The 24244-nt window shown below is 77.3% G+C and carries 22 protein-coding genes and 1 riboswitch; of the genes, 16 read left to right on the forward strand and 6 right to left on the reverse strand.

Annotation, left to right across the window (positions count from 1 at the left end; translation table 11 throughout):
* Positions 1–90: 90 nt before the first annotated feature.
* A complete protein-coding gene (locus ACFY07_RS03140; protein WP_390867123.1) occupies positions 91–933 on the reverse strand; it encodes a rhomboid family intramembrane serine protease in 843 nt (280 codons plus the stop codon).
* A 235-nt stretch (positions 934–1168) separates the two neighbouring features.
* Between ACFY07_RS03140 and ACFY07_RS03145 the strand changes: the two genes are divergently transcribed.
* The 4 genes from ACFY07_RS03145 to ACFY07_RS03160 all read left to right on the forward strand — a co-directional run bounded on the left by ACFY07_RS03145 (position 1169) and on the right by ACFY07_RS03160 (position 6186).
* Positions 1169–1474, forward strand: a complete 306-nt coding sequence (locus tag ACFY07_RS03145; RefSeq protein WP_230648253.1) for a hypothetical protein — start codon at positions 1169–1171, stop codon at positions 1472–1474.
* 104 nt (positions 1475–1578) lie between these two features.
* A complete protein-coding gene (locus ACFY07_RS03150) occupies positions 1579–3102 on the forward strand; it encodes an NYN domain-containing protein (protein WP_390867124.1) in 1524 nt (507 codons plus the stop codon).
* Positions 3103–3622: 520 nt separating this feature from the next.
* Positions 3623–3774: riboswitch (cyclic di-AMP (ydaO/yuaA leader) on the forward strand.
* An 11-nt stretch (positions 3775–3785) separates the two neighbouring features.
* Positions 3786–4850, forward strand: a complete 1065-nt coding sequence (locus ACFY07_RS03155) for an NlpC/P60 family protein (RefSeq protein WP_390867125.1) — start codon at positions 3786–3788, stop codon at positions 4848–4850.
* A 307-nt stretch (positions 4851–5157) separates the two neighbouring features.
* A complete protein-coding gene (locus ACFY07_RS03160; protein WP_390867126.1) occupies positions 5158–6186 on the forward strand; it encodes an NlpC/P60 family protein in 1029 nt (342 codons plus the stop codon).
* A 128-nt stretch (positions 6187–6314) separates the two neighbouring features.
* Here the strand turns inward: ACFY07_RS03160 and ACFY07_RS03165 are convergent, their stop codons facing one another.
* On the reverse strand, positions 6315–6536 hold the full coding sequence (locus ACFY07_RS03165) for a hypothetical protein (RefSeq protein ID WP_390867127.1): 222 nt from the start codon (positions 6534–6536) through the stop codon (positions 6315–6317).
* On the opposite strand from ACFY07_RS03165, the gene ACFY07_RS03170 reads away from it, so the two are divergent.
* Together ACFY07_RS03170 and ACFY07_RS03175 are read left to right on the forward strand one after the other, a co-directional pair.
* A complete protein-coding gene (locus tag ACFY07_RS03170; RefSeq protein WP_390867128.1) occupies positions 6513–7493 on the forward strand; it encodes a hypothetical protein in 981 nt (326 codons plus the stop codon). The two genes, ACFY07_RS03165 and ACFY07_RS03170, sit on opposite strands and share 24 nt — an antisense overlap.
* 105 nt (positions 7494–7598) lie before the next feature.
* Positions 7599–8876 (forward strand): M48 family metalloprotease, encoded by a 1278-nt coding sequence (locus ACFY07_RS03175; RefSeq protein WP_390867129.1) that lies wholly within the window; start codon positions 7599–7601, stop codon positions 8874–8876.
* Here ACFY07_RS03175 and ACFY07_RS03180 read toward each other — a convergent pair.
* Positions 8826–10367, reverse strand: coding sequence for a glycosyltransferase 87 family protein (locus ACFY07_RS03180; protein WP_390867131.1), 1542 nt, complete (start codon positions 10365–10367; stop codon positions 8826–8828). The two genes, ACFY07_RS03175 and ACFY07_RS03180, sit on opposite strands and share 51 nt — an antisense overlap.
* 147 nt (positions 10368–10514) lie before the next feature.
* Here ACFY07_RS03180 and ACFY07_RS03185 point away from each other — a divergent pair, with 147 nt between their 5' ends.
* Positions 10515–11654 (forward strand): glycosyltransferase family 4 protein, encoded by a 1140-nt coding sequence (locus tag ACFY07_RS03185; protein WP_390867132.1) that lies wholly within the window; start codon positions 10515–10517, stop codon positions 11652–11654.
* A gap of 184 nt (positions 11655–11838) precedes the next feature.
* Here ACFY07_RS03185 and ACFY07_RS03190 read toward each other — a convergent pair whose 3' ends face one another.
* Positions 11839–13632, reverse strand: a complete 1794-nt coding sequence (locus ACFY07_RS03190; RefSeq protein ID WP_390867133.1) for an AMP-dependent synthetase/ligase — start codon at positions 13630–13632, stop codon at positions 11839–11841.
* 284 nt (positions 13633–13916) lie between these two features.
* On the opposite strand from ACFY07_RS03190, the gene ACFY07_RS03195 reads away from it, so the two are divergent.
* The 6 genes from ACFY07_RS03195 (at position 13917) to ACFY07_RS03220 (ending at position 19484) form a co-directional block, all read left to right on the forward strand.
* Complete coding sequence (locus ACFY07_RS03195; RefSeq protein ID WP_230648245.1) at positions 13917–14684, forward strand: metallophosphoesterase; 768 nt, start codon at positions 13917–13919, stop codon at positions 14682–14684.
* Between the two features lie 105 nt (positions 14685–14789).
* A complete protein-coding gene (locus tag ACFY07_RS03200) occupies positions 14790–15224 on the forward strand; it encodes an SRPBCC family protein (RefSeq protein WP_230648244.1) in 435 nt (144 codons plus the stop codon).
* 152 nt (positions 15225–15376) lie between these two features.
* A complete protein-coding gene (locus ACFY07_RS03205; RefSeq protein ID WP_390867134.1) occupies positions 15377–16597 on the forward strand; it encodes an ArsA family ATPase in 1221 nt (406 codons plus the stop codon).
* 223 nt (positions 16598–16820) lie between these two features.
* On the forward strand, positions 16821–17342 hold the full coding sequence (locus ACFY07_RS03210) for a DUF5304 family protein (protein WP_390867135.1): 522 nt from the start codon (positions 16821–16823) through the stop codon (positions 17340–17342).
* Positions 17343–17564: 222 nt separating this feature from the next.
* Positions 17565–18509 carry an ROK family glucokinase gene (locus ACFY07_RS03215; RefSeq protein ID WP_390867398.1) on the forward strand — a complete coding sequence of 315 codons (945 nt, stop codon included), beginning with the start codon at positions 17565–17567 and terminating at the stop codon, positions 18507–18509.
* A gap of 234 nt (positions 18510–18743) precedes the next feature.
* Positions 18744–19484: an endonuclease/exonuclease/phosphatase family protein gene (locus ACFY07_RS03220; RefSeq protein ID WP_390867399.1), complete on the forward strand. Its 741-nt coding sequence runs from the start codon at positions 18744–18746 to the stop codon at positions 19482–19484.
* Between the two features lie 157 nt (positions 19485–19641).
* Here the strand turns inward: ACFY07_RS03220 and ACFY07_RS03225 are convergent, their stop codons facing one another.
* On the reverse strand, positions 19642–20343 hold the full coding sequence (locus tag ACFY07_RS03225; protein ID WP_390867137.1) for a hypothetical protein: 702 nt from the start codon (positions 20341–20343) through the stop codon (positions 19642–19644).
* A 40-nt stretch (positions 20344–20383) separates the two neighbouring features.
* Positions 20384–21151, reverse strand: a complete 768-nt coding sequence (locus ACFY07_RS03230) for a carboxylesterase (RefSeq protein ID WP_230648240.1) — start codon at positions 21149–21151, stop codon at positions 20384–20386.
* A 149-nt stretch (positions 21152–21300) separates the two neighbouring features.
* Here ACFY07_RS03230 and ACFY07_RS03235 point away from each other — a divergent pair, with 149 nt between their 5' ends.
* The 3 genes from ACFY07_RS03235 to ACFY07_RS03245 all read left to right on the forward strand — a co-directional run bounded on the left by ACFY07_RS03235 (position 21301) and on the right by ACFY07_RS03245 (position 24239).
* On the forward strand, positions 21301–22137 hold the full coding sequence (locus ACFY07_RS03235; RefSeq protein WP_390867400.1) for a lysophospholipid acyltransferase family protein: 837 nt from the start codon (positions 21301–21303) through the stop codon (positions 22135–22137).
* Positions 22138–22317: 180 nt separating this feature from the next.
* On the forward strand, positions 22318–23490 hold the full coding sequence (gene macS / locus ACFY07_RS03240; RefSeq protein WP_390867138.1) for a MacS family sensor histidine kinase: 1173 nt from the start codon (positions 22318–22320) through the stop codon (positions 23488–23490).
* A 104-nt stretch (positions 23491–23594) separates the two neighbouring features.
* A complete protein-coding gene (locus tag ACFY07_RS03245) occupies positions 23595–24239 on the forward strand; it encodes a response regulator (protein WP_390867401.1) in 645 nt (214 codons plus the stop codon).
* The last annotated feature ends 5 nt before the right edge of the window (positions 24240–24244 follow it).

Here is a 24244-nt window from a genome sequence, read left to right on the forward strand (position 1 = left end):
CGGCCGTCAGCCAGCGTACTGAGCCCGGCCGGCCGGAGGGGTGCAGGGTGCCGGGCCGTGCCCCCGGCGGGGCGCGGGCGCCGGCCCCGTTCAGACGGGGTCGGGGTCGGCCTCGCGGGGCGGGGCCGGGTCCGGCGCCGGTGCGGCCGGGGGCGCCGGCGGCAGCGGGGCGCGCCGCCGCCGTCCGTACAGGAGCCACGTGCAGACGAACCCCCCGGCGAAGCCGATCACGTGGGCCAGGTAGGCGACACCCGGCGCCGCCCCGTCCTCGGAGTGCGCCAGCCACCACTGCACCGCGAACCACGACCCCAGCACCAGCCAGGCGGGGAAGCGCAGGGGCAGGAAGAGCAGCAGCGGCACCAGGCTGGTCACCCGCGCCCGGGGGTGGAGGCGCAGGTACGCGCCCAGCACCCCGGCGATCGCGCCCGACGCCCCGATCAGGCTGCGGACGGCCTCCGCGGTGTGGATCTCGGCCAGGGCGTACCCGTACGCCGCCAGCGCCCCCATGCCCAGGTAGAAGCCGAGGAAGCGCAGTCGGCCCATCCGGTCCTCGACGCTGTTGCCGAAGACGAGCAGGAAGAGCAGGTTGCCCAGCAGGTGCAGCCAGCCGCCGTGCACGAAGAGCGAGGTGACCGCCGAGAGCGCCGGAACCTTCCCCCGCACGGGGGCCGGCGGGCAGCGCGGGGCGCCGGGGGCGGGGGGCGGGAGCTCGGCGGGGGAGAGGACGCGGTTGGTGAGCAGCTCCCGGGGGACGGCCCCCCACCGCTGGTCGTACCGCTGCACGGCGCACGCCCGCCGCTGCGCAGGGCCGGGCGACGGGTCGAGGCCGGAGGCCGGGCCGGCGACGAAGACGACGGCGTTCACCGCGATCAGCGCGTAGGTCACCAGGGGCGGCCTGCGGACCGGGTTGTCGTCGTGCACCGGGATCACCATGGTTCGCAGCATGCCTCGGCGCCGCCGGGCCGACACGGCGGGCTGGTGCGGACGGGCGAGCCCCGCGCCCCGCACCGGGGCGGCCCCCGGGGCCGCGGCGCGGGGCGCGGGCGCGGTGCGGACCCGGGTCCCCGGGCCGGTGCGTCCCGAGGTGCGAACGCGGTGCCCGCGGGCGGCGCCGCAGGCCATAGGGTTTGCGTACGCGATCGACCGGGACGACCGAGAGGACCCTCCCATGCCTGTCCCCGTGCCCACCGAAGCGACCCGCTGGCGCTGCACGCTGTGCGGCAACCTGACCCGCTTCGACGTCACGCGGTCCTCCCGCGTGGTGGAGTTCGTCCACCTCGACCTCGCCGGCGAGTCCCGCGTCGAGGAGCGGCAGGTGCTGAGCGAGACCGTGGAGTCGGTCCGCTGCCGCTGGTGCAACGCGGTGGACCAGGTCGAGCTCGTCGACCGCCCGGGGGCCGCCGAGACCGCGGCCGCGCAGGAGGCGGCCGGCCGGCCGGGCGGGGAGTCCGCGGGAGGCGCTCCGCAGGGCTGACGGCGCGGTTCGGGCGCCGCGGCGCCGGGCAGGAACCGGCACGCGGGACAATGCGGGGGCGGTGTACGGGGAGGCGCCTGACAAGACGGATCGGAGTCGAGGACGTGGTGGACAGAGCTGGGGCGGCCGCCGGGCCGCAGGGGCGCACCCCTGCGCTGGGCGCGGACGGCGGCACCGGGCACGGGACGGACGCCGGTCCCGACCCGTCCGGCGCTCCCGGCACCTCCGCTCCCGGCACCGCCCCGGTCCCGGCGGGGCCGCCGCCCGCCGCCGGTCCCGCCCCCGGCACGGACCCGCACGCCGGCGCGGCCGACGGGGGCGAGCAGCTCGACCGCCCGCTGCCCGAGGCCGTGCGCCGCCGCGTCGTCGGCATAGCGGCGGACGCGCTCGGCAGCCTGCCCGCCGCCGAACTGCCCGCCGGCCTGCGCCCGTACGCCAAGTTCACCCCCGCCCGGCGGGCCCGCTACGCCGCCACCGCGCTCGCCGCCGCCCTGGCCGCCGAACCGGCCTTCCGGCTGCGGATCGCCGACCGGCTGCGCCTCGGCCAGCCCGAGCTGGTGCGCTCGCTGGAGGCCGGCGCCGCCCCCGCCGCCGCCGACCCCATGGACGTCGCCGCCGCCGCGTACCTGGTGCGCCCGCCGGGCTGGAGCCGCCTGGTGGCCGAGGCCGGCGAGGAGGCCGAGCGGGCCGACGCGGAGGGCAGCGCCGCCGAGGCCGCGCGCCTGGCGGAGAAGCTCCAGGCCGAGCTGGCGGCGCTGCGCTCCTCCTCCCGGGCCGACGCCGACCGGCTGCGCGCCGAACTGGACGCCGCCCGGCGGGAGTCCGAGACACTGCGCAAGCGGATCCGCAGCCTGGAGAGCGACACCCGCAGGGCGGAGGCCGCCACCCGCAAGGTCGCCGCCGAGCTGGAGGCGGTGCGGGCCGCCGCCCAGGCCGAGCGCAGCGCCGCCGAGGGCGAGGCGCGGCGGCTGCGGCACCGGCTCGCCGAGGCCGAGTCGGCCCTGGAGGCGGCCCGCCGCACGGCCCGTGAGGGCCGCAGCGCCGACGACATGCGGCTGCGGCTGCTCCTGGACACCGTGCTGCACGCCGCGCAGGGCCTCCAGCGGGAGCTGGCGCTGCCGGTCTCCGGCCTGCGCCCGGCCGACCTGGTGGAGGCGGTCGCGCCCGCGTCGGCGTCGCCGCACGACGTCGCCCGGCGGGCGCTGGCGGAGGACGACCCGGCGCTGCTCGACCAGCTCCTGGCGCTGCCGCAGGTCCACCTGCTGGTGGACGGGTACAACGTCACCAAGACCGGCTACCCCTCGCTGCCGCTGGAGCAGCAGCGGGTCCGGCTGCTCGGCGGGCTGTCCATGCTGGCGGCGCGGAGCGGTGCCGAGGTGACCTGCGTCTTCGACGGGCAGGACCTGGACGCGCCGGTGATCATGGCGCCGCCCCGGGGCGTGCGGGTGCGGTTCAGCCGCACCGGGGAGACGGCGGACGAGCTGATCCGGCGGTTGGTCCGGGCCGAGCCGGGCGGGCGTCCGGTGGTGGTGGTCTCCTCCGACCGCGAGGTGGCCGACGGGGTGAGGCGGGCGGGGGCGCGGCCGGTCTCCTCCGCGCTGCTGCTGAAGCGTCTCGTCCGCACCTGAGCGGGCCGGGGGCCGGCGGCCGCCCGGGGTGTGGCCGTGCCCGTCCCCCGGGGTGTCCGGAACCGCCTCCGCGGACGGGGCGGCGGGCGGGGCGGTCCGTCCGGCGCCGCCGCCCGGGCGCGGCGGTGCGGAGGGCGCCGCGGGGGGCGGGGAGGGCGTCGGGGCGGCCCCGGCGGTCCGCCCACCGGTCCCGGAGGCCCCACCGGTCCCGTGCGTCGGCTGACCCCGCACCAGGAGGCCGGACGGAAGCGGCAATGCGGACACACCGGACGTGACGGTTTTTCCGGATACGGGCCGTCGGTGGGTCCCTAACGATCGGCTCTCGGTTATGTCACGGCTACCGCCCGTGTCACTTCCGAACAAATACCGCTCCCGCCGGGAGTTTTTACCTACAAGGATTTGAACGGATCACAGTCGAGTTACTAGTGTCTGGCGTCGAGCCACCGCACGGCGATCGCCCGACCGGGTGACGGCGGGGGCTCCCGCCGAGTTCGAGATGCGGCAGGGCACCTGTGCCCTCCTCCAGGGGACGCCGTCGGATCGGAGCCGGGGAACCACCTTCCTCGGGGTGAATCGGCGTCAGAGCCGGCTTCGCAGCGGCTGAGACGTCGTAGGGCGCCTTCCAGGCCCGAACCCGTCAGCTCACCCGGTAGGCGGCCGTTGGAAGAATGGAGCCCGCCTTCGTGGCGACCCACCGCCGTCCCAAGCAGCCGAGCCGCGCGCGGATCTCCGTCCTGACCGCCGCCGCCGCCACCGCCGTCGCGATCTCCGCGCAGGCCGGAGCCGCCAGCGCGGCCCCGAAGCCGACCAAGGAGTCCGTGAAGGCCCAGGTCGACAAGCTCAACGAGCAGGCCGAGGTGGCGACGGAGAAGTACAACGGCGCCAAGGAGAAGCAGCACGAGCTGCAGAAGCAGGTCAACGACCTGCAGGACCAGGTCGCCCGGCAGCAGGCCGAGGTCTCCACCATGCAGGGCACGCTGGGGCAGCTCGCCTCCTCCCAGTACCGCTCGGGCGGCATCGACCCGACCGTGCAGCTGATGCTCTCCTCCGACCCGAGCCAGTTCCTGGACAAGGCGTCCTCGCTGGACCAGGTCAGCGCCCAGCAGGCCGACACCCTCCGCCAGCTGCAGGAGAAGCAGCGCAAGCTGGACCAGGACAAGGCCGAGGCGCAGCAGAAGCTCGCCGAGCTGGACAGCACCGCCAAGGAGCTCAAGGACGCCAAGAGCGAGGTCCAGCAGAAGCTCTCCAAGGCGCAGTCCCTGCTCAACACGCTCACCGCGCAGGAGCGTGCCGCACTCCAGGCCGCCGAGACCGCCGCGGCCCAGCGCGCTTCCCGGGCCGCCCAGCGCACGAACCTGAGCACCGGCGGCGGCAGCGCCAGCACCGTCGGCGCCTCCAGCTACGCGGCCGCCGCCATCCGCGCCGCGGAGACCCGCCTGGGCTCACCGTACGTCTACGGCTCCACCGGCCCGTCGACCTTCGACTGCTCCGGCCTGATGCTGTGGGCCTACAACCAGGCCGGCGTCTCGCTGCCGCGCACCTCGCAGGCCCAGGCCGGCGCAGGCACCTACGTCGGCACCAGCATCGCCGACGCCAAGCCCGGCGACCTGATCATCTACTACAGCAGCATGAGCCACGTGGGCATGTACGTGGGCAACGGGCAGATCATCCACGCCCCGCACACCGGCGCGGTGGTCCGCTACGAGTCCGCGACCGTGATGCCGATCGCCAAGATCGTCCGCATCTGACGCGCCTTCAGCCCCGTCCAGGGTCCGGCACCCCCTCGGGGTGCCGGGCCCTCGGCGTTCCGGACCGGCGCGTACGAGTCGTGCGCGCCGGTCTTCGCGCCCCCGGCCCGTCCGCCCCGGCCCCTTCAGCAGGGCTTTCCGAAGAGGGGTCAAAAGTTATGACAAACGGCAATTTGGACAGACGGGACCGCTGTCACTAGCCTCTGCCCCCGGACCACCGCCCCTCCGGGGGCGGCAGGACGAAGGGAGCGCACCCGCGTTGGCCACCCACCGACGTCCCCGGCAACCCGGCCGGACCCGTGCCGCCGTGCTCACCACGGCCGCGGCCGGCGCCCTCGCCCTGTCCGCGGCCGCCGTCGCGCAGGCCGCCCCCGGCACCCCGGGCGCCCCGGCCGCCCCGCCCCGGCAGCCCTCCGAACAGGACGTCGGGCAGCAGGTCGACGCGCTCTACGCCCAGGCCGAGGCCGCCACCGAGCGCTACGACGGCGCCCGTGAGCGCCTCCGCACGCTCCGCACCGAGGCCGCCGACCTCCAGGACCGGCTCGCCCGCGGCCAGGACGCGGTCAACCGCATGCTCGACGACCTCGGCCAGGTCGCCGGCGCCGAGTACCGCTCCGGCGGCATCGACCCCGGCGTGCAGCTGATGCTCTCCTCCGACCCCGCCCACTACCTCGACGGCGCCGCCGTGGTGGACCGCCTCGCCGCCCAGCAGGCCGACGCCCTGCGCGAGGTCGCCGCCCGGCAGCGCGCCCTGGCCCAGCAGCGCGCCGAGGCGGACGCCCGGCTCGCCGAGCTCGAACGGGTCCGCAGCGCCCTCGCCCGCGACAAGCGGCAGATCCAGGACCGGCTCGGCCGGGCCCGCGCCCTCCTCGGCACGCTCAGCGCCGCACAGCGCGCCCGCCTCGCCGCGGACGACGCCCGCGGGGCGGAGCTGCGCGCCGGCCGCGGCGCGGGGCGCACGGCCCTCGCCGCCCTCCCGGCCCCCGCCGACAACCGGGCCGCGGCCGCCGTCGCCGCCGCCACCTCCGCCCTCGGCTCCCCGTACTTCTTCGGCGCCGCAGGCCCCCGCGCCTTCGACTGCTCCGGGCTGACCTCCTGGGCCTGGGCGAAGGCCGGAGTGGCCCTGCCCCGCACCTCCCAGGGCCAGGCGGGTGCGGGCCGCCGCGTCCCGCTGGCCGACGCCAGGCCGGGGGACCTCGTCATCTACTACGGTGACATGCATCATGTCGGCATGTACGTCGGAGGCGGCACCATCATCCACGCGCCCTACCCCGGAGCCCGGGTCCGCTACGAGCGGGTCGACACCATGCCCGTCGCGGCCGTGGTGCGCGTCTGAGCGCGACCGGGGCGGACGCGGCAGGAGCGGCCCCCGCCATACCGGGCGGCGGCCGCCGGATCGGCCGCCGGGGCGCGCTGCTGCTCGCCGCCGGCGGACTCCTCCAGCTGTCCCCGCTGCGGGCCCCGTCACCCGCCCCCGTCCGGCCCGCCCCCGCCGGCGGCGCCCGGCCCGCCGCCGCGCCGCCGGAGGCCCGGCGCGAGGTCGAGGCCCTGCTCGCCCGCCGGGCCGACGCCGTCCTGCGCCGCGACCCCGCCGCGCTCGCCGCCACCGCCGCCCCGGCCCTGCGCCCCCTCCAGGGCGGGCTGCTGGAGCGCACCGCGCAGGTGCCGCTGGCCGCGTACGCCCACCGCCTGGTGCGCCTGGAGCGCACCGCCGCCGGCCTCGCCGCCGAGGTGCAGCTCGACCACCGCATCGCCGGCTACGACCGCCTCCCCTCCACCGCCACCCGGCGCTTCGCGCTCGTGCCCGCCGGAGGGCGGTGGCTGGTGGCCGCCGACGACCCCGTCGGGAGCGCCCTGCTGTGGGACCTCGGCACGGTGCGGGCGGTGCACGGCCGGCACTCCCTCGTCCTCGGCCTCGCCCCCGAGGGCGACCTCCGCGCCCTCGCCCGGGAGGCCGACCGCGCCGTCCCCGCCGTCGGCGCCGTCTGGGGCGCGGGCTGGGCCGGGCGGCTGCTGCTGTACGCGCCCGCCTCGCTGGACCAGCTCGCCCGCCTGCTGGACGCCACCGCCGCCGACTACCGGAACATCGCCGCCGTCACCACCGCCGCGCCCGGCGCCCCCGCCGCCCCGGCGGACCGCATCCTGGTGAACCCGGAGGCCTACCACGGGCTGAGCACCCTCGGGCGCCGGGTCGTCACCGCCCACGAGGCCGTCCACGTCGCCACCCGGGCCGCCACCCGGCCCTGGACGCCGCTGTGGCTCTCCGAGGGCGCCGCCGACTGGACCGCCTACCTCGGCACCGGGCGCACCGCCCGCCTGGTCGCCCCCGAACTGGCCGCCGACGTCGCCGCCGGGCGCCTGCCGCGGGCGCTCCCGGCCGACGCCGACTTCGCCACCACCGCGACCGGCCTGGCCCAGGCCTACGAGTCGGCCTGGTTCGCCTGCGACCTCGTCGCCCGCCGCCACGGCCCGCAGCGCCTGACCGCGCTCTACCGCGCCGTCGCCGCCGGGGGACCGCCCTCCTCCGACCGGCCCGCCGACCGCGCCGCCGTCGTCGACCGCGCCCTGCGCCGCACCCTCGGCACCGGCCTCGACGCCTTCACCCGGGACTGGCGCGCCGCCCTGCGCGCCGCGCTCGGCTGAGCCCCGGCCGCCGGCCCTGCGCGGCCCTCCTCGCACGGGCGGCGCCGCTTTGCGATGCTTGGCCCTGCCGGGCGACCGGCCGCGACGGGAGGCGGGAGGCAGCGGGTGGACGCCGACGGGGTCAGCAGCAGGGGCGGGGCCGACGGCAGGGACGGGGCCGGCGGCGCGGACGGCGGCGGTGTGAACGGCGGCGGCGGCGCGGACGGCGGCGGGTACCGGGACTTCACCCCCGAGGAGGCCGCCCGCGGGTGCGCCCTGCGCCGGGCGCAGACCCCCTGGGTGCTGGGCGGCCGGCTCGCCGGCCTCGCGCTGACGGCCGGGCTCGGCCTCACCGGCGCGGGCGCTGCCCTGGTGACGGCCGTCGGCGGCCTGCTCGGCGGGACGCGGACCGCCCAGGTCCTCGGCGGCGCCGCCGCGCTGGTGCTGCTCGGGGAGGCCCTGCGGCTCCCGTTCGCCGCCCGGGTCCGCGTCGTCCGGCGCGGGTACGGGCTGGTGACGCAGGGCTGGGGCGGCTGGGCCGTGGACGTGCTGCGCGGCCTGCTGCTCACGCTCGTGCTCGTGCTGCCCGCCGCGTACGGGGTGTACGCGCTCACCGCGTGGTCCCCGCAGCGGTGGTGGCTGCCGGCCGCCGGCGCGGCCGCGGTGCTGGCCGTCGCCCTCTCGTTCCTCTTCCCGCTGGTCGTGGAGCCGCTCTTCAACCGCTTCACGCCGATGCCGGACGGCGCGCTGCGCACCGCCCTGCTCGACCTGGCCGGGCGCGACGGCGTGGCGGTCCGGGAGGTCCTGGTGGCGGACGCCTCCCGCCGCACGACGGCGCTGAACGCCTACGTCTCCGGCCTCGGCGCCACCCGCCGCATCGTCGCGTACGACACCCTGCTGACCACCGCCGGGCCGCGCGAGGTGGAGCTGGTGGTCGCCCACGAGCTGGGCCACGTGGTCCACCGCGACGTGCTGCGCGGCACCCTGCTGGGCGCGGCGGGCGCCGCGGCCGGCGTCTGCCTGCTCGGCCTGCTGCTGTCCCTGGAGCCGCTGCTGGGGGCGGCGGGCGCGGCGGACGCCGCGGACCCGCGGTCGCTGCCGCTGCTGGCCGCCTGCGCCGCGCTGGCCGGGGCCCTGGCCGGGCCGCCCCGGTGCGCGGTCAGCCGCCGCCTCGAGGCCCGCGCCGACCGGCACGCCCTGGACCTCACCGGCGACCCCCGGGCGTTCGCCGCCATGCAGCGGCGCCTCGCGGTGGCCAACGTCGCGGACGTCGACCCGCCGCGCGTGCTGGAGCTGCTCTTCGCCACCCACCCGAGCGCGGTGCGGCGGATCGCGGCGGCCCGGGCGTGGGAGTCAGCGCGGGGCGGAGCGGTCGTCGCGCGCCCAGGAGGGGACGCCGCCTGAGCGGGCGGCGCCCGACCGGGCCGGGGCCCCGGGGCCCGCGCCGCCCTGCTCCTCCGGGCCGTCCGGCCTCTCCAGGCCGTCCAGGAGGTGCTTCTCGTACACGATGCCGGGACGGACGGTGTACGCGACGGTCTCCGCCTCGAAGGGGTCGCCGGCCCGCGTGTGCACCTCGGACCCCGCCTCCCACTCCCCGGTGTCCGCCTCCGGCCGCGGCCGCCGGGCCGTGGAGCGCCACAGCCGGGCGCAGGAGAGCACCGTCGCCGCCAGCAGCAGCAGGTTCCGGGCGGTCAGCAGCGCCACGCCGCTCGGTGAGGAGGTGACCACCGGGCCGAACATCACCGGGAACTCCAGCACCGTCAGCCCCGAGGCCAGCAGGATCAGCACCGCCACCGGCCGCTGCGTCGTCCCCCGGGCCGTCAGGCAGACGGCGGCCAGGCCGATCAGCCACACCAGGTACTGCGGGCTGACCACCCGGCTGGTGACGGTGAACACCAGCAGCGCCGCCAGCGCCGCGTCGTACGGGGTGGCCGCCCGCCGCTCCCGGGCCCGCAGCCGCCACAGCAGCAGCCAGCCGAAGCCCAGCGCGGTGGCGCCCAGCGAGATCCGGCCGATGGTGTGCACCCAGGGGCCGAGGAACTCCACCGACCCGTAGTTGAGGGCGACCTCCCCCTGCCACCGGCCGGCCAGCCGCGCCCAGTGGACCGGCAGCGCGCCCAGCGACTCCACCTCCACGCCGCGGTCGCGCTGGAAGGCGAGGAACCGGAAGGCGCCGTTCATCGCCGCCGCCAGGAGGAAGCCCAGGCCCGCGGCGGCGGCCGCGGCGGCCGTCCAGGTGCGCCGGGTCCGGCGGCCGCGGGGGGTGCCGAGCACGGCCAGCAGCGGCCAGACCTTCAGCAGGCCGCCGAGGCCGAGCAGCGCGCCGCCCAGCCGGGGGCGGCGGGCGGCGGCCAGCAGGCCGGCGACGGCGACGGCGGTCACGACGATGTCGTAGCGGGCGTAGACGGTGGGGCCGAGCAGCGGAACCGCCACCACCCACAGCCACGCCCCCGCGTACCGGCGGCGGCCGCGGACGCCCGCCCGCACCAGCAGCAGCATGGCGAGGGCGTCGAAGGCGCCGGCGAGCACCATGAAGGACGTCAGGTACGACCACGGCAGCAGGCCCGGGGCGAGGATCACCAGGGCCGCGCCGGGCGGGTACTGCCAGGTGACGTCGTCCAGGGGGAAGGTGCCGGTCCGCAGCACCTCGTACCAGCCGTGGTAGATCACCGACACGTCGGTGGTGACGTCGAGGTCGGAGATCCGCCACACGCCCAGGCACATCAGCACCACGAGGACGCGGGTGGCGACGAAGGACAGGCCGAGCGCCCACAGCGGACCGGCGGCGGTGCGCGGCGCCGGCGCGGCCGGGGGGAGGGGGCCGGGGGACGGCGGGAGGGGCCGTGTGCGGGCCGGGGAGGGGGGACTGGCTTCTCCGGGCTCTGCCGACTCCACAGGTGCATCCCTCACTCGGTCGCGGACGGCCTGCGTCGGGGGGACGTCCCGGCCGGTCGGGCGAGCGTACCGCCCCTTGTCGGGACGGGGACAAGGTGTTTCCCGGTTCCCGCGGGCGCACGGTCCTGACCTATGGTACGGATCACCATGCAGAAGACCCTCATCGTCACCAACGACTTCCCGCCCCGGCCCGGCGGCATCCAGCAGTTCGTCCACAACATGGCGGTGCGGCAGGCCCCGGGCAGCGTGGTGGTGTACGCCTCGACGTGGCGCGACGGCGCGGAGGCCGCCCGCTTCGACGCGGAGCAGCCCTTCCCCGTGGTCCGCGACCGGACGCGGATGATGGTGCCCACGCCGCGCGTGGTGCGCCGGGCCGCGGAGATCCTGCGGGCCGAGGGGTGCACCTCGGTCTGGTTCGGCGCCGCCGCCCCCCTGGGCCTGATGGCGCCGGCCCTGCGCCGGGCGGGCGCCCGCCGCCTGCTGGGCATGACCCACGGCCACGAGGCGGCCTGGGCGCAGCTGCCCGGCTCCCGGCGGCTGCTGCGCCGGATCGGCGCGGGCACCGACGTCCTCACCTACCTCGGCGAGTACACCCGCTCGCGGATCGCCGCCGCGGTCGGCCCGGAGGCGGCGGCCCGGATGGCGCAGCTGCCGCCCGGCGTGGACGAGAAGACCTTCCACCCGGGCTCGGGCGGTGCGGAGGTCCGCCGCCGGCTGGGGCTGGCGGACCGGCCGGTCGTGGTGTGCGTCTCCCGGCTGGTGCCGCGCAAGGGCCAGGACACCCTGATCCGGGCGCTGCCGCGGATCCTGGCCCGGGTGCCGGACGCGGTGCTGCTCGTCGTGGGCGGCGGCCCCTACCGGGCCGACCTGGAGAGGCTGGCGGACGCGGTCGGGGTCCGCGGGTCGGTCCGGTTCACCGGGGCGGTGCCGTGGGAGGAGCTGCCGGCGCACTACGGCGCGGGCGACGTCTTCGCCATGCCGTGCCGCACCCGGCGCGGCGGGCTCGACGTGGAGGGCCTCGGGATCGTGTACCTGGAGGCGTCGGCGACCGGGCTGCCGGTGGTGGCGGGCGACTCCGGCGGCGCGCCGGACGCGGTGCTGGAGGGGGAGACCGGGTACGTGGTGCCGGGGCGTTCGCCGGAGGCGGCGGCGGACCGGATCGCGGAGCTGCTGCTCGACGAGGGCCTGCGGCGGCGGATGGGGGAGCGGGGGCGCCGCTGGGTGGAGGAGTCCTGGCGCTGGGACCTGCTGGCGGGGCGTCTGGCGGAGCTGCTGCACGCGGACTGAGCCGCGCCGGGGCCGGGCGCGGAACGGCCGGGGGGGGCGCCGGGGGGGGGCGGGGCGCCCCCCCCCCGGGGGGGGGGGGGGGGGGGGGCGCGGGGGGGGGGGGGGGGGGGGGGGGGGGGGCGCCCCGGGGGGGGGGGCCGGCGGGGGGCGCCGGCCCCCCCCCCGGCCGTGTGCGGAGGGCGGGTCAGCGCTGGTAGAGCGCGTCCACGTCCGCGGCGTAGTCCTTGAGCACCACGTTGCGCTTGAGCTTCATCGACGGCGTCAGGTGGCCGCTGTCCTCGGAGAAGTGGGTGTCGAGGATGCGGAACTTCTTCACCGCCTCGGCCTTGGAGACCGCGCTGTTGCCGTCGTCCACGGCGGCCTGCACGGCGGCGAGGAGGTCCGGGTCGTCCTTGAGGTCGGCCACGGTGGCGTCGGCGGGCTTGCCGTGGAGCTGCTTCCAGGTCGGCAGGAACTCCTCGTCGATGGTGACGAGGCAGGCGATGAACGGCTTGCGGTCGCCGACCACCATGCACTCGCCGACGATCGGGTGCGCGCGGACCCGGTCCTCGATGACGGCGGGGGCGACGTTCTTGCCGCCGGCGGTGACGATGATCTCCTTCTTGCGGCCGGTGATCACCAGGTAGCCGTCGTCGTCCAGGGTGCCGATGTCGCCGGTGGCGAACCAGCCGTCCCGCAGCGCCTCCGCGGTCGCGGCCGGGTTGTTCCAGTACCCGGTGAACACCTGCGGGCCCTTGAGCAGCACCTCGCCGTCCTCGGCGATCCGCGCGGAGGAGCCCGGCAGGGGCTGGCCGACGGTCCCGATCTTCGGCCGGTCGTGCGGGTTGAAGGCGGTGGCGGCGCAGGTCTCGGTGAGGCCGTAGCCCTCCAGCACGGTGAAGCCGATGCCGCGGTAGAAGTGGCCCAGGCGCTCGCCGAGCGGGGCGCCGCCGGAGATGGCGTGGGTGGCCCGGCCGCCCAGCGCCGCCCGCAGCCTGCTGTAGACGAGCCGGTCGAAGACCTTGTGCTTGAGCCGCAGGGCCAGGCCCGCGCCGCCCGCGTCCAGGGCGCGGCTGTAGGCGATGGCGGTCTCGGCGGCCTGGTCGAAGATCTTCCCCTTGCCGTCGGCCTGGGCCTTGGAGCGGGCCGTGTTGAAGACCTTCTCGAAGACGCGCGGCACGCCGAGGATCAGCGTGGGGGAGAAGGCGCCCAGCTCGGCGGTGACGTCCCGGATGTCCGAGACGTGGCCGATCTTCACCGGCGCCATGGCGCAGGCGATCTCGGCGATCCGGCCGAGCACGTGGGCCAGCGGCAGGAACAGCAGCACCGAGCCCTCGCCGGGGCGGAAGAGCGGCTCCAGCCGCCGGGTGACGTTGCCCAGCTCGGCCAGGAAGTTGCCGTGCGTCAGCTGGCAGCCCTTGGGCCGGCCGGTGGTGCCGGAGGTGTAGACGATCGTGGCGACGGTGTCCGGGCCGAGTGCGGCGCGCCGCTCCTCGATCTCGGCGTCCGCGACGCCGGCGCCGGCCCGCTCCAGCTCGTCGACGGCGCCGGCCTCGATCTGCCAGACCTGCTTGAGCCCGGGGAGCCGGTCGCGCACCTGCGCCACCGTCGCCTCGTGGGCCGGGGTCTCGGCGATGACGGCGACGGCGCCGGAGTCGCCGAGGATCCACTCGACCTGCTCGGCGGAGGAGGTCTCGTACACGGGCACGGTGACGGCGCCCGCGCACCAGATCGCGAAGTCCAGCAGCGTCCACTCGTAGCGGGTGCGCGACATGAGGCCGACCCGGTCCCCGGGGCGCACGCCGGAGGCGACGAGCCCCTTGGCGGCGCTGCGCACCTCGGCGAGGAACTGTACGGCGGTCAGGTCCTGCCACCGGCCGTCGATCTTGCGGCTCACCACGGCCACGTCGGCGTGCGCCTCGGCGTTCCGGTGGATCGGGTCGGTGAGGTTGCCGCCGCTCGGAACCTCGTAGAGGGCCGGAAGGCTGAACTCGCGCAAGACTGCTCCTCGTCTGCGACGCTGCGGGACGCCAGGACGTTACTGCCGGGTAGGTACGTTCAGGTAGGGGGGCCGGGCAATGTGTTCGTTGTGTCACACGGCCGTTGACCGCAGGTTGCCGCCCGCCTCCGGCCGGTGACGGAGGGGGAGCGCACCGCACCCGTCGGCGCGGCCCCTCCACCCGAACCCTACGGCAGCCGGATCACGGCCCGGTGAACGTCCGTCGCAGGCCCCAGGTGGACCGTCCGTGTCCGAACCCCCGCCCACGGCCTAGGGTGGCGGTCATGCGGGTCCACGTGGTCAGTGACGTACACGGCAGCGCCGACGCCCTCGCCCGGGCGGGGGAGGGCGCGGACGCCCTGCTCTGCCTCGGCGACCTGGTCCTCTTCCTCGACTACGCCGACCACGGCCGCGGCATCTTCCCCGACCTCTTCGGCGCCGCCAACGCCTCCCGCTACGTCGAACTGCGCACCGCCCGCCTCTTCGACGAGGCGCGCGCCTTCGCCGACGGGCTGTGGAGGACGCTGGGACGCCCCCGGCGGGAGGCCGTCGAGGACGCCGTCCGCCGCCAGTACGCCGAGCTGTTCTCCGCCTTCCCCACCCCCACCTTCGCCACCTACGGCAACGTCGACGTGCCGCGCCTGTGGCCCGACTTCGCCCGCGAGGGCGTCACCGTCCTCGACGGGCAGACCGCCGAGATCGGCGGCCGCACCTTCGGCTTCGTCGGCGGCGGGCTGCCGACCCCGATGCGCACCCCCTACGAGGTGGACGAGGAGGAGTACGCCGCGAAGGTCGCCGCCGTCGGGGCGGTCGACGTCCTGTGCTGCCACATCCCCCCGGCCGTCCCGGAGTTGACGTACGACACGGTGGCCCGCCGCTTCGAACGCGGCAGCGAGGCCGTGCTGGAGGCGATCCGGGCCACCCGGCCGGAGCTCGTGCTCTTCGGGCACGTCCACCAGCCGCTGGTGCGGCGGATGCGCATCGGCCGCACCGAGTGCGTCAACGTCGGCCACTTCCGCGCCACCGGCCGCCCCTACGTCCTGGAGTGGTGACACCCCGCCGCCGCGGTGTCCGGGGACGGCCGCGATAACCTTCCAGCACGCAGCACCCGATCAGCCTGACCACAGCACAGCGGCCGAGACGCGGAGGGCCACCCGATGGCGGAGCACACCAGGTCGAGCATCACGATCGACGCGACCCCGGCCGAGGTCATGGGCGTGATCGCCGACTTCGCCGCCTACCCGGAGTGGACCGGCGAGGTCAAGGAGATCGAGGTCCTCTCCCGGGACGCCGACGGCCGCGCCGAGCAGGTGCGGCTGCTGCTGGACGCCGGCGCCATCCGCGACGAGCACGTCCTCGCCTACACCTGGGACGGCGACCGCCGCGTCACCTGGACCCTGGTCAAGAGCCAGATGCTCAAGGCCCTCGACGGCTCCTACACCCTCGCCCCGGCCGCGGCCGGCGCCACCGAGGTCACCTACCAGCTCGCCGTCGACGTCAAGATCCCCATGCTGGGCATGATCAAGCGCAAGGCCGAGAAGGTCATCATCGACCGGGCCCTCGCCGGGCTGAAGAAGCGCGTCGAGGCCTGAGGGGCCGGGCCCCGGCGGCGCCGGGGCCGGGAGGCGCGCCGGAGGCCGGACGGCCATCCTGGAGGGGAGTCCCCCCGGGGGCGCGCCGACGAAGGCCATGAAGGAGGAGGCGGCCGCCGGCCGCCGGACCGCCGAGCGGAGGGCCCCACGCCATGACGACCCGTACGGTGCTGGTCACCGGCAGGGGAGGGGCGGGCGCCACCACGGCCGCCGCCGCCACCGCCGTGCACGCCGCCCGGCACGGCCTGCGCACCCTGCTGCTGGCCGCCCACGACCCGCACCGCACCCTCGACACCCTCCTCGGGGTGCGCCTCGGCGAGGCGCCCGCCCCCGCGGGCGACGGCGGCCTGGGGCCGCAGGCGGCCCGCATCGACGAGGAGCGCTCCTTCCAGGAGGAGGCCCGGCAGCTCGCCGACCGCGTCCGGCCCGCCTTCGACCTGCTCGGCGTCGACCCGCTGGACCCCGAGGAGCTCACCGCCCTCCCCGGCACCCGCCACCTCGTCCTGCTGCGGGCCCTCGGCGAGCACACCGCCTCCGGCCGCTGGGACCTCGTCGTCGTCGACGCCCCGCCGGTGCCCGAGCTCGTCGCCGCCCTCGCCCTGCCCGAGCGGCTGGAGCGCTACCTCGCCCGGCTGCTGCCCGAGCAGCGCCAGGCCGCCCGGGCGCTGCGCCCCGTCCTCGCGGCCCTCGCCGGGGTCCCCATGCCCGCCGACCGGCTCTTCGAGGCCCGGGCCTGGGCCGCCGGGCGGCTCGCCGCCGCCCGCGCCGTCGTCGAGGCGCCGGAGACCTCCGTGCGGCTGGTGGTCGACGCCGGGGCGCACACCCTCCCGGAGGTGCGCCGGGCCCGCGCCGGACTCGCCCTGTACGGGCACCACCCGGACGCCGTCGTCGCCTCCCGCACCCTGCCGCCGACCGCGGCCGGCTCCGCCGACCCCTGGCTCGCCGCCCTGGCCGGCGAGGAGCGCGACCGGCTCGCCGCCCTGGCCGCCGAGTTCGCCGGCGCGGCGCCGCTGCTGTCCGCCCCCCACCTGGGCCGGGCGCCCGAGGGCCCCGACGACCTCGCCGAGCTCGGCGCCGGGCTGCACGGCGACTCCGCCGGTCCCGGACCGGCCCCCCGGGCGCCCTGGACCGTGGAGGACCGGCTGGCCGAGGAGGGCCTGCTGGTCTGGCGGCTGCCGCTGCCCGGCGCCGAGCGGGCCGACCTGGAGCTGGTGCGCCGGGGCGACGAGCTGGTCGTCGGCACCGGCGCCTACCGGCGGATCGTCCGGCTGCCCTCCGCGCTGCGCCGCTGCACCGTGTCCGGCGCCGGCCTGCGCGACGGGCTGCTCTCGGTCCGCTTCACCCCCGACCCCGGCCTGTGGCCGCGCGGCTGACGCCCCGGTCCGCGCCGCACCCCTCCCGGGGCCGCGTGCCCGGCCCCCGCGTCCGGTGCCCCCGCGTCCGGTGCCCGCGCCCGGCACCGGCCCGCCTGCCGGTGTCCCGCGCGACCCGGCCCGCCGACAGCGCTCCGCGCGGGCGCCCGGTCGGGTAGCGTCGAAGCACCAGGGATTCCCCCGCAGTCGACGCGCCGTACACCCCCCAGTCGAGGAGACCCCCATGAGCAGTGCAGACGACCGCCGCGAGGACGAGGACGTCTGGGCGCGGGTGGTCGCCGAGGACGCGGCGGAGCAGGCCGCCGAGGAGCGGCGCAGGCGCCGGGAGGCCGAGGCGGAGCGTGCCCGGCACCGGGAGGCCCGCGGGGAGCAGGCCTCCGGCGAGCACGGCGAGGGCGCCCGCGGGGAGGGTGCCGGCGGCGGGCCGTCCGGCGCCTCCGGCTCCGGCTCCGGGTCCGGCCCGTACCTCGGACCCGAACTCGGCCCGCTCGTCGACGAGGTGCGCCGGTTCGCGTCCGCCGTCGGCGAGCGCGTGCAGGAGGCCTCCCGCGGCCTCGGCGCCGGCGCGGGCGACGGCCTGGGCCAGTTCACCGCACCGCTGCGCGAGCGCCACCCCGAGGTGTACCGCCACCTCGCGGCCGCCGGCGGCGAGCTGCTCGCCGCCTACCGCGCGGCCGTCTCCGGCCACGAGCGGCGCTGGTCCGGCCGGGGGCCGTCCGGCAGTGAGCGCATCGACCTCGACTGACCCTCCCCGCGCCTCGGGCGCAGGGCCGAACGCGCAGGTCGCGGCCGGTCACCGAGGCGTTCGGCGCTGTCACGGAGCGGGACGGACCGTACGACTTCTGAAGGCGCGCGGACCTTCCGGCCGGGAGTTGTCTTCGGATAATGTACGGGGCGGTGTGGTCCCGCGGCCTGCGGCCGGGTACGGTACCGCCCAGCGGGGACCGAGTGAATGACTGAGGGACACATGGGACTCACCATCGGCGTCGACGTCGGCGGGACCAAGATCGCTGCAGGAGTGGTCGACGAGAGCGGCCGGATCCTGGGTCGGACGCGGGTGCCCACGCCGGCCGATCCGCAGTGGGCCGTCGACGCCATCGCCCAGGCGGTGCGCGAACTCAAGGAGCAGCACCCGGAGGTGTCCGCGGTCGGCGTCGGCGCCCCCGGGTACATCAACCGCGAGCGCTCCACCGTCATCATGGCGCCCAACATCGCCTGGGAGAACGAGCCGCTCAAGTCCCGCATCGAGGAGCTGACCGGCCTCGACACCGTCGTCGAGAACGACGCCAACTGCGCCGCCTGGGCGGAGTTCCGGTTCGGCGCCGCGGCCGAGCACGACGACATGCTCATGATCACGGTCGGCACCGGCATCGGCGGCGGCATCGTCCTGGAGGGCCGCCTGCACCGCGGCCGCTTCGGCGTCGCCGGCGAGATCGGCCACCTCAACATGGTCCCCGACGGCCTGCCCTGCGGCTGCGGCGGCAGGGGCTGCTGGGAGCAGTACGCCTCCGGCCGCTCGCTGCGCCGCTACGGCCGCGAGAAGGCCGCCGCCGACCCGGTGGCCGGCAAGCGGATGCTCGACCTCAACGACGGCGTCGCCGAGACCATCCGCGGCGTCCACATCACCCAGGCCGCGGAGGAGGGCGACCCGCTCGCCCTGGAGGTCTACGCCGAGGTCGCCGACTGGCTCGGCCGCGGCATGGCCGACCTGGCCGCCCTCTTCGACCCGGCGGTCTTCGTGCTCGGCGGCGGCGTCTCCGACGCGGGCAGCCTGCTGCTCGACCCGGTCTCCAAGGCCTTCGAGAAGTACCTCACCGGCGGCGTCCACCGGCCGCGCGCCGAGGTCGTCCTCGCCTCCATGGGCTCGGCGGCCGGCATCGCCGGTGCGGGCGACCTCGCCCGCACCGCCTGACGGCCGGTCCCACCGGACACCCCGGACCACCGCCCGCCCCGCACGCCGGGTGCGCGGCGGCCCGGCAGCACGACCCCTGCGGCGGGGCGGGAGCCCTCACCTCCCGTCCCGCCGTATCGTCGTCCCCGGGCGGCGCCGCACCGCCGCGAGGAGGACGCCGTGGACGACGCACCCGGCACACCCGCCGTTCCCGGCGCCCCCGCCGCGTCCGGCGCACCGGCTCCGCCGCCCGCCCTGCCGCCCTCCGGACCCGGGCCCGACGGGTCCGAGTGCGTCCGCGTCCTCAGCTACAACGTCCGCTCGCTGCGCGACGACCGCGCCGCCCTGGCCCGGGTGGTCCGCGCCTGCGAGCCCGACCTGGTCTGCGTCCAGGAGTCGCCCCGCTTCTGGCGCCCGGCCCACCAGGCCGCCCGCCTCGCCCGCGGCACCGGCACCGCCGTCCTCTCCGGCGGCCGCCGCGCCGCCGGTCCGCTGCTCCTCGGCAGGGCCCGCGCCCGGGTGCTGCGCACCGCCGACCTGCTGCTGCCCCGCACGCCGGGCCTGCACCAGCGCGGCTTCGCCACCGCCGTGGTCCGGATCGGCCGGGCCGCGCCCCTCTGCGTCACCAGCTGCCACCTCAGCCTCGACGCCGCCGAGCGCCTGGAGCAGGCGTCCGCGCTGCTCGACCACATGGCCGGGCAGGGCGTCCCGTACGGCGTGGTGGGCGGCGACTTCAACGAGCGGCCGGACGGGCCGGCCTGGCGGCTGCTCGCTGGGCGGCTGCGCGACGGCCACGCGGTGGCGCCCTGGGGCGGCACGATGACCTCGGTGCCCGCCGACCCCCACCAGCGCATCGACGCGGTGTTCGCGACCCCCGGCGTGGAGGTGCTGGCCTGCGGCGTCCCCCACGGGCTGCCCGGCGTCGACCCGGCGGACCTGGTCGCCGCCACCGACCACCTGCCGGTCCTCGCGGTGCTGCGGCTCCCCGCCGGGTGAGACGGCCCGCGGGCGGGCCCCGGCCGGTGGGCGGGCCGGCCGGGACGCGGGCCCCGGCCCGTCCGGCCCCTGCCGCGCGGCCGGCCGACGGACCCGCGGGTGCCGGAAGACCCTGCAGCGGGGCGGGAGCCGGCGGTGGGCCGGAGCCGACCGGGCGTCAGACGACGGCGCCGCCGTGCGGGTCGTCGTCCTCCTCGTCGCGGTCCTTCATCCGGGCCACCAGGGTGACGAAGCCGCCGATGAAGGCGACGACGCCGAGCAGGGCGGGCCAGCCGCCGACCTCGCCCCACACCAGCGCGGAGAAGAGCAGCAGGGCGGGGCCGCCGAGCACCGCGATCCAGGCGAACCGGCTCGTGGTGTCGCCCGTCGGCAGCGGCGGGGGCTCCGGCGGGACGTAGTGGTCGTCCTCCGGGTCCTCGGCCGCGTCCCAGTCCCGGGGGCCGGGCAGCGGCCCGCCGGAGGACGGGTGCGCCGTGCCCGGCCGCGGCCGCGGCTGCGGGGCGAAGTCCTCCAGCCCGTTGAGCCCGTCGAGCCCCTTCGGGCCGCCGGACCGGTCCCGGCCGTCCGCGCCGCCGGAGCCGGGCACCTCGTTCAGGTCCTCGGAGTCGGGCCAGGTGCGCAGGTCCACCGGGGCGTCGAAGGAGGCCACCAGCTCCCGGAAGATCGCGTCCTGCTCGGCCTGGCTGCCCCCCGCCGGCCGGCGCCCGTCCGGCCTGCCGGGCCCCTCGGGTCCGGCGGGTCCGCCCGCGGGCGTCCCGGGTCCGACCGGCCGCCCGGAGCCGCCCCCGGGTGTCGCGGCGCCCTGCGCGCCGTCCTCCGGGAGGTCGGCGTCGCCGCCCGTCCTGTCGCTCTCCTGCACCCGTGGTCCCCAGCCTTGTGTCGGTGGCCCGCCGCCCGGCTCAGACCGGGTCGGCCTTCGCGGCCGGCGCCAGACGGCGGATGAAGTCGAGGCCGCCCTCGAAGATCACCTCGGCGTCGTGGTCCAGCGTCGCCACGTGGTACGAGCGCTCGCAGAGCCGCTCCTCCACATCAGTGGAGGATATGCGGCCGAGCAGCAGCCGTGCGCTGCCGGGGGAGACCACGTGGTCCTCCGGGCTGCGGAACAGCAGCAGCGGCTGCGTGACCTGCGGGAGCTCGGCCTGCACCGTCCGCCAGAGCCGGGAGAGCGACCACGCGGCGTGCAGCGGGGTGCGGTCGTACGCGACCTCCGTGGAGCCCTCGCGGGCGATGTCGTTCGCCACACCCGGGATGCTCGGCACCAGGTGCCGCAGGACGGGCAGCAGCGCGGTCGCCGGGCTGTCGGACCGCACCGACGGGTTGACCAGCACCAGGCCGGAGACGGCGTCGCCGTGCTGCGCCGCGAGCCGCAGCGCCAGGGCCCCGCCCATGGAGAGGCCGCAGACGAAGACCTGCTCGCAGGCGGCGGACAGGGACCGCAGCTCGCGGTCCACCTCCGCGTACCAGTCCTCCCACCGGGTGACCTGCATGTCCTGCCAGCGGGTGCCGTGGCCGGGGAGCAGCGGAAGGGAGACGGTGAGGCCGTTCGCGGCCAGGTGCTCGCCCCAGGGGCGCAGCGACTGCGGCGTACCGGTGAATCCGTGGCAGAGGAGGACCCCCACCGGGCCGCCCTCGTGGTGGAACGGTTCGGCACCGGGCAGCAGCGTCATGACGGGCTCCTTCGCGGGGCGGGAGCGCATCGTCCCACGGCGGTGCCGGAGTCGTACAGCGGCCCGGTCCCGGGAGAGACTTTCCCCGGATCGGCATTAAGGTTCTATCGGTCCGGGACTCAGGAGGTCAGGCGTTGTTCTACCGGTTCATGAAGATGATCGTCGCACCACTGCTGCGGATCTTCTTCCGCCCGTGGGTCGAGGGCATGGAGAACATCCCCGACGAGGGCCCCGCCATCATCGCCAGCAATCACCTGTCCTTCTCGGACTCCTTCTTCCTGCCCGCGCTGATGAAGCGCCGGGTGACCTTCATCGCCAAGGCCGAGTACTTCACCACCCCCGGCCTCAAGGGCAAGCTCACCGCCGCCTTCTTCAAGGGCGTCGGCCAGCTGCCGGTCGACCGCTCCGGCACCCGCGGCGCGGGCGAGGCGGCGATCCGCAGCGGCATCGCCGTCATCGAGCGCGGCGAGCTGTTCGGCGTCTACCCGGAGGGCACCCGCTCGCCCGACGGCAAGCTCTACCGCGGCAAGGTCGGCGGCCTCGCCCGCGTCGCGCTGGCCACCGGCGCCCCGGTCATCCCCGTCGCGATGATCGACACCGAGAAGGTGCAGCCCCCCGGCCAGGTCGTCCCCAACTTCGGCGTCCGCCCGGGCATCCGGGTCGGCCGCCCGCTGGACTTCTCCCGCTACCAGGGCATGGAGAACGACCGCTTCATCCTCCGCTCGGTGACCGACGAGGTCATGTACGAGATCATGAAGCTCTCCGGCCAGGAGTACGTGGACATCTACGCCACCGCCGCCAAGCGCCGGATCGCCGACGAGAAGAAGCAGGCCGACGCCGAGCGCAAGGCCGAGCGGAAGGCCGAGCAGGCCGCCGCCAAGGCCCAGCAGGCCCAGGCGCACGACGCCGGACAGCCTGCGCAGCCGTCGCAGCCGTCGCAGCCGGCGGAGCCGGAGCAGCGGGACGAGCGCCCGGCGGCCGGCTGACGCCGGGCGCCGCGGGACGGGGCCGGGGAGCGAGGACCGGAAGGGGCGGGGGCCGCCGGGATGGGGGGTGTCGGGATGGTGCGGACCGGACGAGCGCGGGCCGGAAGGGCGGGGACCGCCGGGACGGGGGAGAGGGCGGCCGCGGCCGGGCGGGCCCCGGGGGCCGGTCCGGGCGGGGGCATGTCCGTCGAGCTCCCGCTCTGGCGCGCCATCGCGTTCTTCCGCCTGCTGACCCTGGCCTACGCCGCCTTCCGCTACCTCGCCGTCCACCGCGAGTACGCCCACCCGCTGGGCGGCTGGCTCTTCATGGCCGTGCTCGCCGCCTGGACCCTCGCCACCGCCCGCTCGTTCCTCTCCGCCGAGCGGTGCGCCTGGCCGCTGCTCGCCGCCGACCTCGGCATGGCCGTCACCGGCATCATGCTCACCCGGTTCCTCGACGCCCCCGCCCGCATCGCCCTGCCGGAGGAGGTCACCCTGCCGACCATCTGGGCGGCCGGACCCGTCCTGGGCTTCGCCGCCAAGGGCGGCTGGCGGACCGCAGCCCTCGCCGCGGCCGTCGTCGGGACCGCGGACATCGCCGAGCGCGGTGCCGTCACCACCGACAACGTCCACAACATCGTGCTGCTCCTGGTGGCCGGCTGCGCCATCGGCTGGATCGTCGACCTCGCCCGCGCCAGCGAGACCGCGCTCGCCCGCGCCCTGCAGCTGGAGGCGGCCACCCGGGAGCGCGAGCGGCTGGCCCGGGACATCCACGACGGCGTCCTCCAGGTGCTCGCCATGGTGCAGCGCCGCGGCGCGGAGCTCGGCGGGGAGGCCGCGGAACTGGGCCGCAGGGCCGGCGAGCAGGAGGCGGCGCTGCGCGCCCTGGTGGGCGGGGTCCCGCAGCAGGGCGGTCCCGCCGGACCGCGGGGCGCCGCCCCGGGGCCCGACCCGGCCGCGCCGCAGGACCTGCGGGCGCTGCTCGGCCGGTACGCGGGTGCCCGGGTCACCGTCTCCGCGCCCGGCACGCCGGTGCTGCTGCCCGGCCGCACCGCCGCCGAGCTCGCCGCCGCCGTGGGCGCGGCGCTGGACAACGTGCGCGTCCACGCCGGGGAGGGCGCCCGCGCCTGGATCCTGGTCGAGGAGGAGCCGGACGAGGTGGTGGTCGGCGTCCGCGACGACGGGCCCGGCTTCCCGCCCGGGCGGCTGGGGGACGCGGAGCGCGAGGGGCGGCTGGGCGTCGCCCAGTCCATCCGGGGCCGGCTGCGCGACCTCGGCGGCAGCGCCGACGTGGTCTCCGTGCCGGGCCAGGGCGCGGAGGTCGAGATGCGGGTGCCGCGGCCGCGCGGCCCCGGGAAGGACGGGACGGCGTGACGGCAGGCGGCGGAGCGGCGGACGGGGCACCGCAGGACGGGGCTCCCGTGGAGGGGGCGCCCGTGGAGGGGACGCCGTCGGACGGCGGGGCACCGCTCCGGGTGATGGTGGTGGACGACCACCCGATGTGGCGCGACGCGGTCGCCCGCGACCTCGCCGACGCCGGGTTCGACGTGGCGGCCACCGCCGGCGAGGGCCACGAGGCGGTGCGCCGCGCCCGCGCCGTGCGCCCCCGGGTACTGGTGCTCGACCTCAACCTGCCCGGCCTGCCCGGCGTGCAGGTCTGCCGGGAGGTCGTCGCCGCCGACCCGGGCGTGCGGGTCCTGGTGCTCTCCGCCAGCGGCGAGCACGCCGACGTGCTGGAGGCGGTGAAGTCCGGGGCCACCGGCTACCTGGTGAAGTCCGCGGGCCGGGAGGAGCTGCTGGACGCGGTGCGCCGCACCGCCGCGGGCGACGCCGTCTTCACACCGGGGCTGGCCGGCCTGGTGCTGGGCGAGTTCCGCCGCCTCGCCGCCGAGCCGCCGTCCGCGGACACCCGCGCCCCGGCGCCGCCGCAGCTCACCCCCCGGGAGACCGAGGTGCTGCGGCTGGTGGCCAAGGGCCTGTCGTACCGGCAGATCGCCGACCGGCTGGTGCTGTCGCACCGCACCGTGCAGAACCACGTCCAGAACACCCTCGGCAAGCTCCAGCTGCACAACCGGGTGGAGCTGGTCCGGTACGCCATCGAGCAGGGGCTGGACGGGGACTGACGGTC

Origin of the sequence: Streptomyces sp. NPDC001380, from assembly GCF_042895785.1 — a bacterium.
Lineage (GTDB): Bacteria > Actinomycetota > Actinomycetes > Streptomycetales > Streptomycetaceae > Peterkaempfera.

Coding starts and splice junctions, on each gene's coding strand:
- ACFY07_RS03215 (WP_390867398.1), top strand. CDS start 17,565: ATGGGACTCACCATCGGCGTCGACGTCGGCGGGACCAAGATCGCTGCA.
- ACFY07_RS03195 (WP_230648245.1), top strand. CDS start 13,917: ATGCGGGTCCACGTGGTCAGTGACGTACACGGCAGCGCCGACGCCCTC.
- ACFY07_RS03205 (WP_390867134.1), top strand. CDS start 15,377: ATGACGACCCGTACGGTGCTGGTCACCGGCAGGGGAGGGGCGGGCGCC.
- macS (WP_390867138.1), top strand. CDS start 22,318: ATGTCCGTCGAGCTCCCGCTCTGGCGCGCCATCGCGTTCTTCCGCCTG.
- ACFY07_RS03245 (WP_390867401.1), top strand. CDS start 23,595: ATGGTGGTGGACGACCACCCGATGTGGCGCGACGCGGTCGCCCGCGAC.
- ACFY07_RS03200 (WP_230648244.1), top strand. CDS start 14,790: ATGGCGGAGCACACCAGGTCGAGCATCACGATCGACGCGACCCCGGCC.
- ACFY07_RS03185 (WP_390867132.1), top strand. CDS start 10,515: ATGCAGAAGACCCTCATCGTCACCAACGACTTCCCGCCCCGGCCCGGC.
- ACFY07_RS03235 (WP_390867400.1), top strand. CDS start 21,301: ATGAAGATGATCGTCGCACCACTGCTGCGGATCTTCTTCCGCCCGTGG.
- ACFY07_RS03145 (WP_230648253.1), top strand. CDS start 1,169: ATGCCTGTCCCCGTGCCCACCGAAGCGACCCGCTGGCGCTGCACGCTG.
- ACFY07_RS03140 (WP_390867123.1), bottom strand. CDS start 933: ATGGTGATCCCGGTGCACGACGACAACCCGGTCCGCAGGCCGCCCCTG.
- ACFY07_RS03210 (WP_390867135.1), top strand. CDS start 16,821: ATGAGCAGTGCAGACGACCGCCGCGAGGACGAGGACGTCTGGGCGCGG.
- ACFY07_RS03230 (WP_230648240.1), bottom strand. CDS start 21,151: ATGACGCTGCTGCCCGGTGCCGAACCGTTCCACCACGAGGGCGGCCCG.